Origin of the sequence: Evansella halocellulosilytica (assembly GCF_002335745.1) — a bacterium.
GTDB lineage: Bacteria > Bacillota > Bacilli > Bacillales > Salisediminibacteriaceae > Bacillus_CA > Bacillus_CA halocellulosilytica.
The window spans coordinates 775,007-787,278 of sequence record NZ_NIST01000001.1; the positions used below are offsets into that span (position 1 = coordinate 775,007).

General features: G+C 42.4%; 20 protein-coding genes. All 20 read left to right on the plus strand.

What is annotated here, in order from left to right; translation table 11 throughout:
- Window positions 1-6: 6 nt before the first annotated feature.
- The 20 genes from rpsH (at window position 7) to truA (ending at window position 12,196) form a co-directional block, all read left to right on the plus strand.
- Complete coding sequence (rpsH, locus tag CD001_RS03545) at window positions 7-405, plus strand: 30S ribosomal protein S8 (protein ID WP_096186224.1); 399 nt, start codon at window positions 7-9, stop codon at window positions 403-405.
- A gap of 28 nt (window positions 406-433) precedes the next feature.
- The gene (gene rplF, locus CD001_RS03550) at window positions 434-970 is read left to right on the plus strand and encodes a 50S ribosomal protein L6 (RefSeq protein ID WP_096186225.1); all 537 of its coding nucleotides are present in this window, start codon (window positions 434-436) and stop codon (window positions 968-970) included.
- A gap of 33 nt (window positions 971-1,003) precedes the next feature.
- Window positions 1,004-1,366 (plus strand): 50S ribosomal protein L18, encoded by a 363-nt coding sequence (rplR, locus tag CD001_RS03555; protein WP_096186226.1) that lies wholly within the window; start codon window positions 1,004-1,006, stop codon window positions 1,364-1,366.
- 21 nt (window positions 1,367-1,387) lie between these two features.
- Window positions 1,388-1,888, plus strand: a complete 501-nt coding sequence (rpsE, locus tag CD001_RS03560; RefSeq protein ID WP_179298908.1) for a 30S ribosomal protein S5 — start codon at window positions 1,388-1,390, stop codon at window positions 1,886-1,888.
- Between the two features lie 13 nt (window positions 1,889-1,901).
- Window positions 1,902-2,090 carry a 50S ribosomal protein L30 gene (gene rpmD, locus CD001_RS03565; RefSeq protein WP_096186228.1) on the plus strand — a complete coding sequence of 63 codons (189 nt, stop codon included), beginning with the start codon at window positions 1,902-1,904 and terminating at the stop codon, window positions 2,088-2,090.
- 28 nt (window positions 2,091-2,118) lie between these two features.
- Complete coding sequence (gene rplO / locus CD001_RS03570) at window positions 2,119-2,559, plus strand: 50S ribosomal protein L15 (RefSeq protein WP_096186229.1); 441 nt, start codon at window positions 2,119-2,121, stop codon at window positions 2,557-2,559.
- Window positions 2,559-3,851: a preprotein translocase subunit SecY gene (gene secY, locus CD001_RS03575; RefSeq protein WP_096186230.1), complete on the plus strand. Its 1,293-nt coding sequence runs from the start codon at window positions 2,559-2,561 to the stop codon at window positions 3,849-3,851. The genes rplO and secY overlap by 1 nt, the downstream gene beginning before the upstream one ends.
- Before the next feature lie 65 nt (window positions 3,852-3,916).
- Window positions 3,917-4,570, plus strand: coding sequence for an adenylate kinase (locus CD001_RS03580; RefSeq protein ID WP_096186231.1), 654 nt, complete (start codon window positions 3,917-3,919; stop codon window positions 4,568-4,570).
- Window positions 4,567-5,316, plus strand: coding sequence for a type I methionyl aminopeptidase (gene map / locus CD001_RS03585; protein ID WP_096186232.1), 750 nt, complete (start codon window positions 4,567-4,569; stop codon window positions 5,314-5,316). Before CD001_RS03580 ends, map begins: the two co-directional genes overlap by 4 nt.
- A gap of 16 nt (window positions 5,317-5,332) precedes the next feature.
- Complete coding sequence (locus CD001_RS03590) at window positions 5,333-5,635, plus strand: KOW domain-containing RNA-binding protein (protein ID WP_096186233.1); 303 nt, start codon at window positions 5,333-5,335, stop codon at window positions 5,633-5,635.
- Between the two features lie 4 nt (window positions 5,636-5,639).
- A complete protein-coding gene (gene infA / locus CD001_RS03595; protein WP_010896341.1) occupies window positions 5,640-5,858 on the plus strand; it encodes a translation initiation factor IF-1 in 219 nt (72 codons plus the stop codon).
- 45 nt (window positions 5,859-5,903) lie between these two features.
- Window positions 5,904-6,017 carry a 50S ribosomal protein L36 gene (gene rpmJ, locus CD001_RS03600; protein WP_003322638.1) on the plus strand — a complete coding sequence of 38 codons (114 nt, stop codon included), beginning with the start codon at window positions 5,904-5,906 and terminating at the stop codon, window positions 6,015-6,017.
- Between the two features lie 20 nt (window positions 6,018-6,037).
- Window positions 6,038-6,403 carry a 30S ribosomal protein S13 gene (rpsM, locus tag CD001_RS03605; protein ID WP_096186234.1) on the plus strand — a complete coding sequence of 122 codons (366 nt, stop codon included), beginning with the start codon at window positions 6,038-6,040 and terminating at the stop codon, window positions 6,401-6,403.
- Between the two features lie 18 nt (window positions 6,404-6,421).
- Window positions 6,422-6,814, plus strand: a complete 393-nt coding sequence (rpsK, locus tag CD001_RS03610; RefSeq protein ID WP_096186235.1) for a 30S ribosomal protein S11 — start codon at window positions 6,422-6,424, stop codon at window positions 6,812-6,814.
- A gap of 181 nt (window positions 6,815-6,995) precedes the next feature.
- A complete protein-coding gene (locus CD001_RS03615; RefSeq protein WP_096186236.1) occupies window positions 6,996-7,940 on the plus strand; it encodes a DNA-directed RNA polymerase subunit alpha in 945 nt (314 codons plus the stop codon).
- A gap of 71 nt (window positions 7,941-8,011) precedes the next feature.
- Window positions 8,012-8,374 carry a 50S ribosomal protein L17 gene (gene rplQ / locus CD001_RS03620; protein WP_096186237.1) on the plus strand — a complete coding sequence of 121 codons (363 nt, stop codon included), beginning with the start codon at window positions 8,012-8,014 and terminating at the stop codon, window positions 8,372-8,374.
- 521 nt (window positions 8,375-8,895) lie between these two features.
- Window positions 8,896-9,744 (plus strand): energy-coupling factor transporter ATPase, encoded by an 849-nt coding sequence (locus CD001_RS03625; RefSeq protein WP_096186238.1) that lies wholly within the window; start codon window positions 8,896-8,898, stop codon window positions 9,742-9,744.
- A complete protein-coding gene (locus CD001_RS03630) occupies window positions 9,720-10,589 on the plus strand; it encodes an energy-coupling factor transporter ATPase (protein WP_096186239.1) in 870 nt (289 codons plus the stop codon). Before CD001_RS03625 ends, CD001_RS03630 begins: the two co-directional genes overlap by 25 nt.
- A 2-nt stretch (window positions 10,590-10,591) precedes the next feature.
- A complete protein-coding gene (locus tag CD001_RS03635; RefSeq protein ID WP_096186240.1) occupies window positions 10,592-11,398 on the plus strand; it encodes an energy-coupling factor transporter transmembrane component T family protein in 807 nt (268 codons plus the stop codon).
- A gap of 12 nt (window positions 11,399-11,410) precedes the next feature.
- A complete protein-coding gene (gene truA, locus CD001_RS03640; protein ID WP_096186241.1) occupies window positions 11,411-12,196 on the plus strand; it encodes a tRNA pseudouridine(38-40) synthase TruA in 786 nt (261 codons plus the stop codon).
- Window positions 12,197-12,272 lie beyond the last annotated feature (76 nt).

A 12,272-nucleotide genomic window follows, 5' to 3' on the forward strand; every position in this document is an offset into this window, starting at 1 on the left:
AATACGATGGTCATGACAGATCCAATTGCTGATATGCTGACACGTGTTCGCAATGCGAATACTGTAAGACACAATAGCTTAGAGCTTCCTGCTTCAAAAATAAAGCGAGAAGTTGCAGACATTTTAAAGCGCGAAGGATTCATTCGCGATTACGAATATATTGAGGATAACAAGCAAGGTATCCTTCGACTATTCCTAAAATACGGTGCTAACAACGAACGTGTTATCACAGGTATTAAGAAAATTAGTAAACCAGGACTTCGTGTATACGCAAAAGCTGATGAGCTTCCACGCGTATTAGGAGGATTAGGAGTTGCAATTATCTCCTCTTCTAACGGAGTCATTACAGATAAAGAAGCACGCCAGCAAAAAGTTGGCGGAGAAGTATTGGCTTACGTTTGGTAATTTGAACGCAAGAATGGAGGTGTAAGGTATGTCTCGTGTTGGTGTTAAACCAATTGAAATTCCTTCAGGAGTAGAAGTGAAACATGAAGGAAACACAATGACTGTAAAAGGTCCAAAAGGTGAATTAACAAAAGAACTACACCACGATATTATCGTGAAAATTGAAGATAACACTATAGTGGTTGAGAGACCATCAAACCATAAAGACCACCGTGCACTTCACGGAACAACACGTTCTGTGATTAACAACATGGTGGAAGGTGTAACGAAAGGTTACGAAAAAACGCTTGAACTTGTTGGTGTTGGATACAGAGCTCAAAAATCAGGTAACAAGGTAGTACTTAACGTTGGACTATCTCACCCTGTTGAATTCACACCAGAAGACGGTTTAGAAATCGATGTCCCTGAAAACACAAAGGTTATAGTTAAAGGAATCGACAAAGAACGCGTTGGAGCGCTTGCTTCAAATATTCGCGCAGTAAGAAAACCTGAACCTTACAAAGGAAAAGGTATTCGTTACCAGGGCGAATATGTACGTCGTAAGGAAGGTAAGACAGGTAAATAAGCCTAAATAGCGGAAAGAAAGGAATGACGTTCAATGATCACTAAGGCTGACAAGAATGTTGTACGTAAAAAAAGACACGCACACGTTCGTCGCTCGATCACAGGAACTGCAGAACGTCCTCGTTTGAATGTTTTCCGTTCTAATAAGCACATTACTGCACAATTGATTGATGACGTTTCTGGCGTAACAATCGTAGGTGCATCCAGCTTAGATAAAGAACTAAAACTTGAAAACGGCGGAAATAAAGAAGCAGCTAAAAAAGTCGGCGAACTTGTAGCTAAGCGTGCCTTAGAAAAAGGTCATGAGTCTGTAGTGTTTGATCGTGGCGGATACTTATATCACGGTCGCGTTAAAGAACTTGCAGATGCAGCGCGCGAAGCTGGACTGAAGTTTTAATCAAGGCTAGAAGGAGGGAAAATCATGCGTATCGACCCAAATAAATTGGAGCTAGAAGAAAGAGTCGTTACCGTCAACCGAGTTGCAAAGGTAGTAAAAGGTGGACGTCGTTTCCGCTTTGCTGCACTGGTTGTCGTTGGAGATAAAAACGGTCACGTTGGTTTCGGAATGGGTAAAGCTTTAGAAGTACCTGAAGCAATCCGTAAAGCAATTGAGGACGGTAAGAAAAACTTAATTCGCGTACCAGTTCAAGGAACTACAATTCCACACCAAATCACAGGGCAGTTTGGTGCAGGCAGTGTATTATTAAAGCCAGCATCTGAGGGTACTGGAGTAATCGCTGGTGGTCCTGTACGTGCGGTATTAGAATTAGCCGGTGTAGGTGACATCCTATCCAAATCCTTAGGATCAAACAACCCGATTAACATGGTACGTGCAACTGTCGAAGGACTTGCTAGCTTGAAGAGTCCTGAAGACGTAGCTAAACTACGTGGCAAATCTGTTGAAGAGTTGCTAGGTTAAGGAGGGATTTGGCATGGCAAAAAAATTAGAAATCACCCTCAAGAGAAGCCTGATCGGACGCCCTGAAGATCAGCGCATCACTGTGAAGACTCTAGGTCTTCGCAAGGTGAATCACACTGTCGTACAAGAGGACAATTCAGCAATTCGCGGAATGATCAACAAAGTTTCTCATCTCGTCAGTGTAAAAGAAATTGAAGCATAATAAGTTATACAGTTGAGGAGGTGCCAATATGAAACTTCACGAATTAAAGCCTGCTGAAGGATCACGCAAAGAGCGTAAGCGTGTTGGCCGTGGTATTGCTACTGGCAACGGAAAAACAGCCGGCCGTGGTCATAAAGGTCAAAACGCACGTTCAGGCGGCGGTGTTCGTCCTGGATTCGAAGGTGGTCAAATGCCAATCTTCCGCCGTTTACCAAAACGTGGTTTTACAAACCCAACTCGTAAAGAGTTTGCAATTGTAAACCTTGATACGTTAAATCGTTTTGAAGAAGGTACGGAGGTTACTCCTGAACTTCTAATCGAAACAGGTGTCGTAAGTAACGGGAAGGATGGAATCAAGGTTCTTGGAAACGGGACTCTTGAGCGCAAACTAACTGTGAAAGCACACAAATTCTCTGCATCTGCAAAAGAAGCGATCGAGGCTGCCGGCGGAACGACTGAGGTGGTTTAATGTTTCAGACAATCTCCAATATCATGCGTGTTGGTGATTTACGAAAAAAAATATTATTCACTTTAGCAATGCTCGTGATTTTCCGCATCGGTGCTCACATTCCAGCTCCTGGAGTGAATGCTGAAGCGTTAGACTTTGCAGGTGAAATGAACGCATTCGGTTTCCTGAACACATTTGGTGGAGGGGCACTTGAAAGGTTCTCGATTTTTGCAACGGGAATCATGCCGTATATTACAGCTTCCATTATCGTACAATTGTTGAGAATGGATGTTGTCCCTAAGTTTGCTGAATGGTCTAGACAAGGGGAGGCTGGGCGACGTAAGCTTGCTCAAGTAACGAGATACGGTACGATTGGCATTGCATTTATCCAAGCATTAGGAATGTCTATTGGATTTAACAACCTGTTTGAAGGGCTTGTTCCTAATCCAACAGTCAGTACGTATTTGCTAATTGCACTTACGCTAACAGCTGGTACAGCATTCTTAATGTGGCTAGGTGAGCAAATTACCGCAAACGGAGTAGGGAATGGGATTTCCATTTTGATCTTCGCTGGTATTGCTGCTGCCATACCTAATGGTGTCAACCAAATTTATGCGACACAGATCGCTGATGCAGGTGACCAATTATTTATCAATATCGTGATCGTTCTGCTGTTACTCGTTGCATTACTAGCCATTGTAGTCGGTGTGATTTTTGTACAGCAAGCGTTACGAAAAATACCAGTGCAATACGCCAAACGATTGGTTGCCGGGAAACCACAAGGGGGTCAATCAACCCACTTGCCATTAAAAGTGAACGCAGCCGGAGTTATTCCAGTTATCTTCGCGATGTCACTCTTCATCTTCCCGCCGACAGTGGCCGGATTCTTTGGAGATGATCATGCGATTGCTGGCTGGATCACACAAAACTTTGATTATACAGCGCCATTTGGACTTGTCGTTTATGCACTGTTAATCATCGGATTCACGTACTTCTATACGTTTGTACAGGTGAACCCAGAGCAGATGGCAGATAACTTGAAAAAACAAGGCGGTTACATTCCTGGTATCCGTCCCGGTAAAACGACGCAAGTATACATCACTCGAATCCTTTATCGTTTGACTTTCGTCGGAGCGCTATTCCTGGCAGTTGTATCAATACTTCCTGTGTTCTTTACAGAACTGGCAGGGTTACCTCCAGCCGTACAAATCGGTGGTACAGGGTTATTGATCGTTGTTGGTGTAGCATTAGATACGATGAAACAAATTGAAAGTCAATTAATTAAGCGATCTTACAAAGGATTTATTAAGTAAGGGAAGGGAGTCAGGCTCCCTTTGCCTTCGATCGTGAAAACAAACGACGGTGGAGGGATAGAGAGATGAATTTGATCTTAATGGGACTTCCGGGAGCCGGAAAAGGAACTCAAGCAGAAAAAATCGTCGAAAAATACGACATTCCGCATATTTCAACAGGTGATATGTTCCGCGCTGCGATTAAAGGCGGTACTGAGCTTGGCTTAAGAGCGAAAGCCTTTATGGATGAAGGGAACTTAGTACCTGATGAAGTAACTGTAGGTATAGTCCGTGAACGTCTAAGTAAAGATGATTGTAAAGACGGCTTTTTACTAGATGGTTTTCCTAGAACGGTTGCTCAAGCTGAAGCGTTAGAATCTATGTTAGAAGACCTTGGTCGAAAACTCGATCATGTCTTATATATTAAAGTTCCGAAAGAGGATTTATTCAAAAGGTTAACGGGACGTTGGATTTGCCCGACTTGCGGCGCAACGTATCACGAACTGTATAATCCTCCGAAAGTAGCCGGAAAATGCGACAAAGACGGCAGTGAGTTAATTCAACGTGATGATGACAAGCCAGACACAGTTGAAAAGCGTCTAGAAGTCAACTTTGAACAAACACAACCGCTTGTCGATTTCTATGAAGGAAAAGGCTACCTTCGTAATATTGATGGAAAACAAGAAATTCATGAAGTTTTCGAAGACCTCGATGAGATGCTGAAAGGAAACAATCGATGATTATTTGTAAGACGCCGAGAGAGCTAGATATCATGCGTGTTGCAGGTAAGATCGTAGCGCTGACCCATCAAGAGCTTCAAAAACACATTGAGCCTGGTATTACAACGAAAGAATTGGATCAAATCGCAGATAAATTTATTCGTTCACATGATGCGATTCCATCTTTTAAAGGCTATAATGGATTTACTGGCAGCATTTGCGCTTCAGTAAATGATGAATTGGTACACGGAATTCCTGGAGAACGGGTACTCAAGGATGGCGACATTATCAGTATTGATATTGGAGCTAAATATCAAGGGTATCATGGGGACTCCGCATGGACCTATCCGGTCGGGAACATTTCCGAAAGGACAAAGAAGCTTCTGGACGTTACTGAAAAATCACTTTTCAAAGGTCTAGCAGAAGCAAGGCCAGGAGAGCGCTTATCCAACATCTCAAACGCGATTCAAACCTATGTTGAATCATATGGTTTCTCAGTCGTAAGAGAATATGTTGGTCATGGAGTCGGTCAAGAACTTCATGAAGATCCGCAAATCCCGCACTTTGGACCACCTGGAAAAGGTCCTCGACTTAAGTCAGGAATGGTTTTAGCGATTGAACCAATGGTTAACGCCGGTTCCAGACATGTTCGCACGTTAAAGGACAACTGGACAGTCGTAACGACAGACGGGAAAATGTGTGCCCATTTCGAACACACCATTGCTATTGTTGAAACAGGATATGAGATTTTGACAAAAACCGAATGATGAAGGTGGTTGCTGAATGAAAGATCCTGAATCGGTTCTGCAAGTCGGAGAACTTGTGAGAATCTTGAACGGAAGGGACAAAGATAAATTTGCTTGTGTGATTGAGATCATTGATGATCGATTCGTTCTAATTGCTGACGGCGACAAGCGGAAAGTCGATCGAGCAAAGAGAAAGAATATCCAACACATTGAGCGATTAAATATCGTTGCTTCGGAAGTGAAAAATAGCATTGTTGAAACGGGTCGTGTAACCAATGCAAAATTGCGGTTTGCAATTTCAACATATATCGATGATAATTTACTGAAGGAAGGAGAGTAAATTCATGGCCAAAGAAGATGTAATCGAAGTAGAAGGAACGGTCATTGAGCCGCTTCCAAATGCGATGTTCCGCGTTGAGCTAGAGAACGGTCATAAAATTTTGGCTCACGTTTCCGGGAAGATCCGTATGCACTTCATTCGTATTTTACCTGGTGATAAAGTTACTGTAGAATTGTCTCCGTATGATTTGACTCGTGGTCGTATCACGTACCGATATAAATAAACAGACATGATAAATGTCACTCCGCAACATAAGGAGGTTGAAAACATGAAGGTAAGACCATCAGTGAAACCCATTTGCGAAAAATGTAAGGTTATTCGCCGAAAAGGTACCGTCATGGTAATTTGCGAAAATCCTAAACACAAACAAAAACAAGGTTAATTCACAGGAGGTGTAAAAGCATGGCACGTATTGCTGGTGTCGACATTCCTCGTGACAAACGAGTTGTCGTTTCTTTGACTTATGTCTATGGAATCGGACAGTCCCAAGCAAGCGCGATCTTAAAAGAAGCAGGCGTTTCTGAAGATACTCGCGTTCGCGATTTAACTGAAGATGAACTTGGGAAAATCCGTGAAGTAGTTGATACAATTAAAGTAGAAGGGGACCTTCGTCGTGAGGTATCTCTAAACATTAAACGCCTAATTGAAATTGGTGCTTATCGTGGTATCCGTCATCGTCGTGGATTACCTGTTCGAGGTCAGAAGACGAAAAACAATGCACGTACACGTAAAGGTCCACGTCGTACTGTAGCGAACAAGAAGAAGTAAAGGAGGTAATGTTCGGTTATGGCTAAAACGAAAACGACTCGTTCAAAGCGTCGTCAACGTAAAAATATTGAATCCGGTGTGGCACACATCCGCTCAACTTTTAACAACACAATCGTAACGATCACTGATCCACGCGGTAATGCTGTTTCTTGGGCAAGTGCTGGTGCACTAGGATTTAAAGGCTCTCGTAAGTCAACTCCATTTGCTGCACAAACGGCTGCTGAAACAGCTGCAAAAGCTGCAATGGAGCATGGTATGAAAGCTGTAGAAGTTTCCGTAAAAGGCCCTGGTGCTGGACGTGAAGCTGCAATTCGTTCACTTCAAGCAACTGGCTTAGAAGTAAGTATGATCAGAGATGTCACTCCAGTTCCACACAACGGTTGCCGTCCACCAAAACGTCGTAGAGTATAGTCGCATCAGAGGTATGGATGGACATACCCTTGTCAATAATGGTTAAGAGATATGTCTATCTTGGACACTCTTTAGAAGATATTGACGGTTTCGTGACAGGTCGGGATGTACCCAAAGAGGGATTCCGGTTGATGAAACAGTGTCAACCGGGGTTTCGACGTTTTGAAGGAGGGTTTGTTTAATGATCGAAATAGAAAAGCCAAAAATTGAAGCAGTTGAACTGAATGAAGATGCATCTTACGGGAAATTTGTTGTAGAACCATTAGAGCGAGGTTATGGGACAACGTTGGGGAACTCTCTCCGTCGAATTCTATTATCCTCACTTCCAGGATCTGCGGTCACAAGCGTCCAGTTTGATGGAGTTCTTCATGAGTTTTCAACAATTGAAGGTGTCGTTGAGGACGTAACAACGATTATCCTGAACTTAAAAAAGCTTGCTCTTAAAATTTACTCTGACGAAGAGAAAACACTAGAAATTGATGCACAAGGTGAAGGTGTCGTTACAGCAGCAGACTTCATGCATGACAGTGATGTGGAGGTTTTAAACCCTGACCTTCATATTGCAACACTTTCAAAAGGTGCTCAATTTAACATGAAAGTAACATCTAGCCGTGGACGTGGGTATTCCCCGGCTGAAATGAATAATAACGATGACATGCCAATTGGTGTAATTCCGGTAGACTCTATTTACACACCTGTATCACGTGTAAACTATCAAGTTGAAAACACTCGTGTCGGTCAAATTACGAATTTTGATAAGTTGACTCTCGATGTATGGACTGATGGAAGTATTCGCCCGGAAGAAGCAGTATCTCTTGGCGCCAAAATCTTAACTGAGCATTTAAACATTTTTGTTGGCTTAACGGATCAAGCACAAAATGCAGAAATTATGGTTGAGAAAGAAGAAGACCAAAAAGAAAAAGTGCTTGAAATGACGATTGAAGAGTTAGATCTGTCCGTACGTTCTTACAACTGCTTAAAGCGTGCTGGAATTAATACGGTACAAGAGCTCACTCAAAAATCTGAAGAAGACATGATGAAGGTTCGTAACCTTGGGCGTAAATCTCTTGAAGAAGTCCAAGAGAAGCTGGGCGAGTTAGGCCTAGGTCTTCGTAATGAAGAATAGACTCTTTCCTATTCATCACTTCCCATGTTAAAGCCACCACGGAGAATATGACCTGAGAAGGAGGGACTCACATGGCATACAGAAAATTAGGTCGTGATACTAGTGCTCGTAAAGCACTTTTTCGCGATTTAGCAACTGACCTAATTATTAATGAGCGCATTGAAACAACTGAAGCGAAAGCAAAAGAGCTTCGTTCAATCGTTGAAAAAATGATCACTCTTGGTAAGCGCGGCGATTTACACGCACGTCGTCAAGTTGCTTCTTTCGTACGTAATGAAGTAGCGGATGAAGAATCAGGCCAAGACGCGATCCAAAAATTATTTGATGATATCGCACCACGCTATGAAGAGCGTCAAGGTGGTTACACACGTGTTCTTAAGCTAGGACCTCGTCGTGGTGACGGCGCAGATATGGCTGTTATTGAGCTTGTGTAATAGATAAATGTATGTTTCTGCAAAAGGGCGAGACCAGGACCTTCAACGTGAGGTACTTGTTCTGTGCCCTTTTTTTGTAGGTGAAAAACTTGGTGGTAAGTCGTCTTTACAAGGGGCACGGTACTATACTTAGAGGTATTCATCAGATAATGAGGTAACAGTCTTCGGTCGAAGTGTGTGCACCTAATGACGAATGATCATGCAATTTGTAATCATCTGGATCGACTGAGTGAGGTGTAGATTAGAATGATTTTAGTTAGCGGATAAACCATAATTTTTGCAGGATAAACCGATGATTTTCATGGATAAACCATAAATTTTACAGGATAAACCGATGATTTTCATGAATAAACCAAAATTTTCACCGGGATTAACAGAGAAATTCGCGTATAAAGCAAACTTTCATACAAAATTAACCCTAATTTCTTCAAGAAAACAACCGATTTTTCGCTATAATACTGAATATGAGCATGGATGCTGCTGTGATAAATACAAATGACTCCGAACACGGAGGGGAATCGATGAAAAATGAAGTAATCTACATAAAAAATTTATCTTTTCGCTACAAAGATGAAGGGCCAAACGTCTTGAAGTCGATAGACTTATCAATCTATGAAGGGGAATGGATTTCGATCCTCGGACATAACGGATCAGGGAAGTCTACGTTAGCGAAGTTTTTCAATGCTTTATATGTGCCAGATGAAAAGATAGGACAAGTTATTGTCAACGGCTTTGATACGATTCATGATCGGCACACGAGCGAAATTAGACGTTCTGTTGCGATGGTGTTTCAAAACCCAGATAATCAAATTGTCGCACCGACTGTACGTGACGATATTGCATTCGGACTCGAAAATGCTGGCGTACGAAGAGAGGAAATGGTCATACGTGTAGCAGAAAGTATTGAAAAGCTTGGACTGACTGGGTTAGAACAAGAGGAACCGCACCATTTATCCGGCGGACAGAAGCAAAGAGTGGCGATTGCAGGAGCGTTTGCATTAAAACCGAAAGTACTCGTATTAGATGAAGCAACGTCCATGCTTGATCCTGTCGGCAGAAAGGAAGTTCTCGATATTGCTCGGACACTCCAAAAAGAAGAGAACATGACGGTCGTGACGATCACTCATGATGTAAACGAAGCATTATATTCCGATCGTGTTGTCGTTATGAAGCAAGGTACATTGCTGTATGATATGACTCCGGAGGAATTAATGAATGATCCTTCAGCCTTAAAGGAAGGCGAACTGAAACCACCTTTCATTATTGAAGTGGCTCAAGAATTGAGAGAGTATGGCATCGATTTGCCAGACGGTGTGATGACAGAGGAAGAATTGGTGAATGAACTATGCAAATTGAAGCAAAACAGATAAGTTTTACTTACATGAAAGGCTCACCATTTGAGAAAAAAGCAATAAACGATGTGTCATTAACGATTCCTAGCGGTTCCTATTCTGCCATTATCGGGCATACAGGGTCCGGAAAGTCGACATTCATTCAACATATGAACGGTCTTCTAAAGCCTACAGCCGGTGAAATGACCGTGGGCAATTGGGCAGTAAAACCTGACACAAAACAAAAAACGTTATACGATCTCAGGAAGCATGTCGGAATCGTGTTTCAATTTCCTGAGAATCAGCTTTTTGCGGAGACGGTCCTCGATGATGTTGCTTATGGGCCAGATAACTTCGGCTACACAAAAAACGAAGCGAGAGAAAAAGCAATGGAAGCATTGACCCTTGTTGGACTTGATGAGACGTTTTATGCTCGGTCACCGTTTGAGCTAAGCGGCGGGCAAATGAGAAGAGTTGCCATTGCAGGGGTTCTAGCTACGGATCCGGAAATATTAATTTTGGACGAGCCAACTGCAGGGCTTGATCCGAACGGACAGGAAGAAATGATGGAGTTGTTTTATCATTGGTATAAAACGAAGGAAGAACGCTCAGTCGTTTTGGTAACTCATCATATGGAAGACGCTGCTCGGTATGCAGAAACAGTTTTTGTCATGGATAAAGGAAGCTTAGTGATGGAGGGAAGTCCCACTAAAGTTTTTTCAAAAAAAGATGAACTTACACGTCTAGGTTTATCTGTTCCGCAAACAGTATCACTGTTAAGCCGATTAAAAGAGAAGGCGAAAGCAGAACAAATGGATATCGCAAAGTTTGATCTAAAAGCGACGGTTGATGAGATATGCTTATTTATGAGAAAGGGTGATTGATCATGCTTGACAATATCATCATAGGTCAATACATCCCAGGACGATCAATTGTCCATCAAATGGACCCTCGCGCTAAATTAATCTCTGTCTTCTTATTCATGGTGTTTTTGTTTGTTAGCAGACACCCACTTGCATTGGGCACTGCATTTTTGATCACGATCGTCTCGTTAATTTTAGCGAAGGTACCGCTTCGTTTTTATATTAAAGGAATGCGGATTATTGCTATCATTATTTTTATTACGTTTTTATTACATTTATTTTTAACGAGAGAAGGTCCAGTACTTGTTGAGCTACCATTTGTAACCGTGTATCTTGGTGGAGTAATAGAAGGGGGAATCGTTGCAGTCCGTGTCTTAATGTTAGTCATGATGGCCTCACTCATCACATTAACGACCACTCCAGTCGATTTAACGGACGGGCTTGAAACATTGATGACCCCTTTGAAAAAAATCGGATTGCCGGCCCATGAGCTTGCGTTTACGATGGGAATTGCCATTCGGTTTATTCCGACTTTACTTGATGAAACGTCGAAAATCATAAAGGCGCAAATGGCAAGAGGGGCGAACTTTACGCATGGATCGATATGGAGAAGGCTGAAAGCTCTCGTCCCTATTTTTATCCCGTTGTTTGTTCAATCATTCAAACGGGCTGAGGATTTGGCGATCGCGATGGAGGCTCGAGGCTATGAAGGTGGTGAAGGGCGGACAAAGTTCCGTCAGTTATCTTGGCAGAATAAAGATACAGTCTCAATATTCGTAATCGGACTATTTATCGTGATCGCGTTAAGTACGAGAGTGATGTATTCATAGGAGGCAAGTTAGATGAAACGGTTAAAAGCTATCGTTTCCTACGATGGAACACAGTTTTCCGGCTATCAAGTGCAAGTCAATACCCGTACTGTGCAAGGAGAGCTAGAGAAGGCACTGAAAAAAATTCATAAAGCACCCACTTATAAGGTAATTAGTTCAGGAAGGACAGACGCAGGCGTTCACGGTATCAATCAGTCGATTCATTTTGATACTATATTGTCTATTCCGGAAGAGCGGTGGCCGATGGCAATGAACAGTTTATTACCTGATGACATTATCGTTAAATCTGTCGAGGAAGTGGACCGAGATTTCCATGCACGTTATGACACGGTTGGCAAGGAGTATCGGTATGTCGTCAAGACGTCCAAGATGCAGGACGTGTTCAAACGAAACTACACATACCATTTACCTGTTCCACTATCCTTGGAAAAAATGAAACAAGGAGCCGTTCATCTAGTCGGTACGCATGACTTCACGAGCTTCTCTTCGCCAAAGACTGAAGTCGTGGATAAAGTGAGGACGATTTTTGCGATAGACATAAAAAATGAAGGTGATGAGTGGGTGTTTACGTTTATCGGGAGTGGGTTTCTATACCAAATGGTGCGGATTTTAGTCGGCACGCTTCTTACAATTGGTAAAGGGGAGCTAGACCCTTCTGAGGTTCCTCGAATTATCGAAGGGAAAAATAGAGAGCTGGCAAGCCCGACGGCGCCTGGATCTGGCCTATATTTATCACAAGTTTTTTATGATCAAGAAGCGTTAAATACCGCTATCCATAAATTGGACGGTAATAAATAAAAAAAGACAACGAAACCTGGTGTACATCGTATTGACATTGTTGTTTATCTATTATATGATGTTATATGGTATTTCT

Coding starts and splice junctions, on each gene's coding strand:
- rpsH (WP_096186224.1), top strand. CDS start 7: ATGGTCATGACAGATCCAATTGCTGATATGCTGACACGTGTTCGCAAT.
- rplF (WP_096186225.1), top strand. CDS start 434: ATGTCTCGTGTTGGTGTTAAACCAATTGAAATTCCTTCAGGAGTAGAA.
- rplR (WP_096186226.1), top strand. CDS start 1,004: ATGATCACTAAGGCTGACAAGAATGTTGTACGTAAAAAAAGACACGCA.
- rpmD (WP_096186228.1), top strand. CDS start 1,902: ATGGCAAAAAAATTAGAAATCACCCTCAAGAGAAGCCTGATCGGACGC.
- rplO (WP_096186229.1), top strand. CDS start 2,119: ATGAAACTTCACGAATTAAAGCCTGCTGAAGGATCACGCAAAGAGCGT.
- secY (WP_096186230.1), top strand. CDS start 2,559: ATGTTTCAGACAATCTCCAATATCATGCGTGTTGGTGATTTACGAAAA.
- CD001_RS03580 (WP_096186231.1), top strand. CDS start 3,917: ATGAATTTGATCTTAATGGGACTTCCGGGAGCCGGAAAAGGAACTCAA.
- map (WP_096186232.1), top strand. CDS start 4,567: ATGATTATTTGTAAGACGCCGAGAGAGCTAGATATCATGCGTGTTGCA.
- CD001_RS03590 (WP_096186233.1), top strand. CDS start 5,333: ATGAAAGATCCTGAATCGGTTCTGCAAGTCGGAGAACTTGTGAGAATC.
- infA (WP_010896341.1), top strand. CDS start 5,640: ATGGCCAAAGAAGATGTAATCGAAGTAGAAGGAACGGTCATTGAGCCG.
- rpmJ (WP_003322638.1), top strand. CDS start 5,904: ATGAAGGTAAGACCATCAGTGAAACCCATTTGCGAAAAATGTAAGGTT.
- rpsM (WP_096186234.1), top strand. CDS start 6,038: ATGGCACGTATTGCTGGTGTCGACATTCCTCGTGACAAACGAGTTGTC.
- rpsK (WP_096186235.1), top strand. CDS start 6,422: ATGGCTAAAACGAAAACGACTCGTTCAAAGCGTCGTCAACGTAAAAAT.
- CD001_RS03615 (WP_096186236.1), top strand. CDS start 6,996: ATGATCGAAATAGAAAAGCCAAAAATTGAAGCAGTTGAACTGAATGAA.
- rplQ (WP_096186237.1), top strand. CDS start 8,012: ATGGCATACAGAAAATTAGGTCGTGATACTAGTGCTCGTAAAGCACTT.
- CD001_RS03625 (WP_096186238.1), top strand. CDS start 8,896: ATGAAAAATGAAGTAATCTACATAAAAAATTTATCTTTTCGCTACAAA.
- CD001_RS03630 (WP_096186239.1), top strand. CDS start 9,720: ATGCAAATTGAAGCAAAACAGATAAGTTTTACTTACATGAAAGGCTCA.
- CD001_RS03635 (WP_096186240.1), top strand. CDS start 10,592: ATGCTTGACAATATCATCATAGGTCAATACATCCCAGGACGATCAATT.
- truA (WP_096186241.1), top strand. CDS start 11,411: ATGAAACGGTTAAAAGCTATCGTTTCCTACGATGGAACACAGTTTTCC.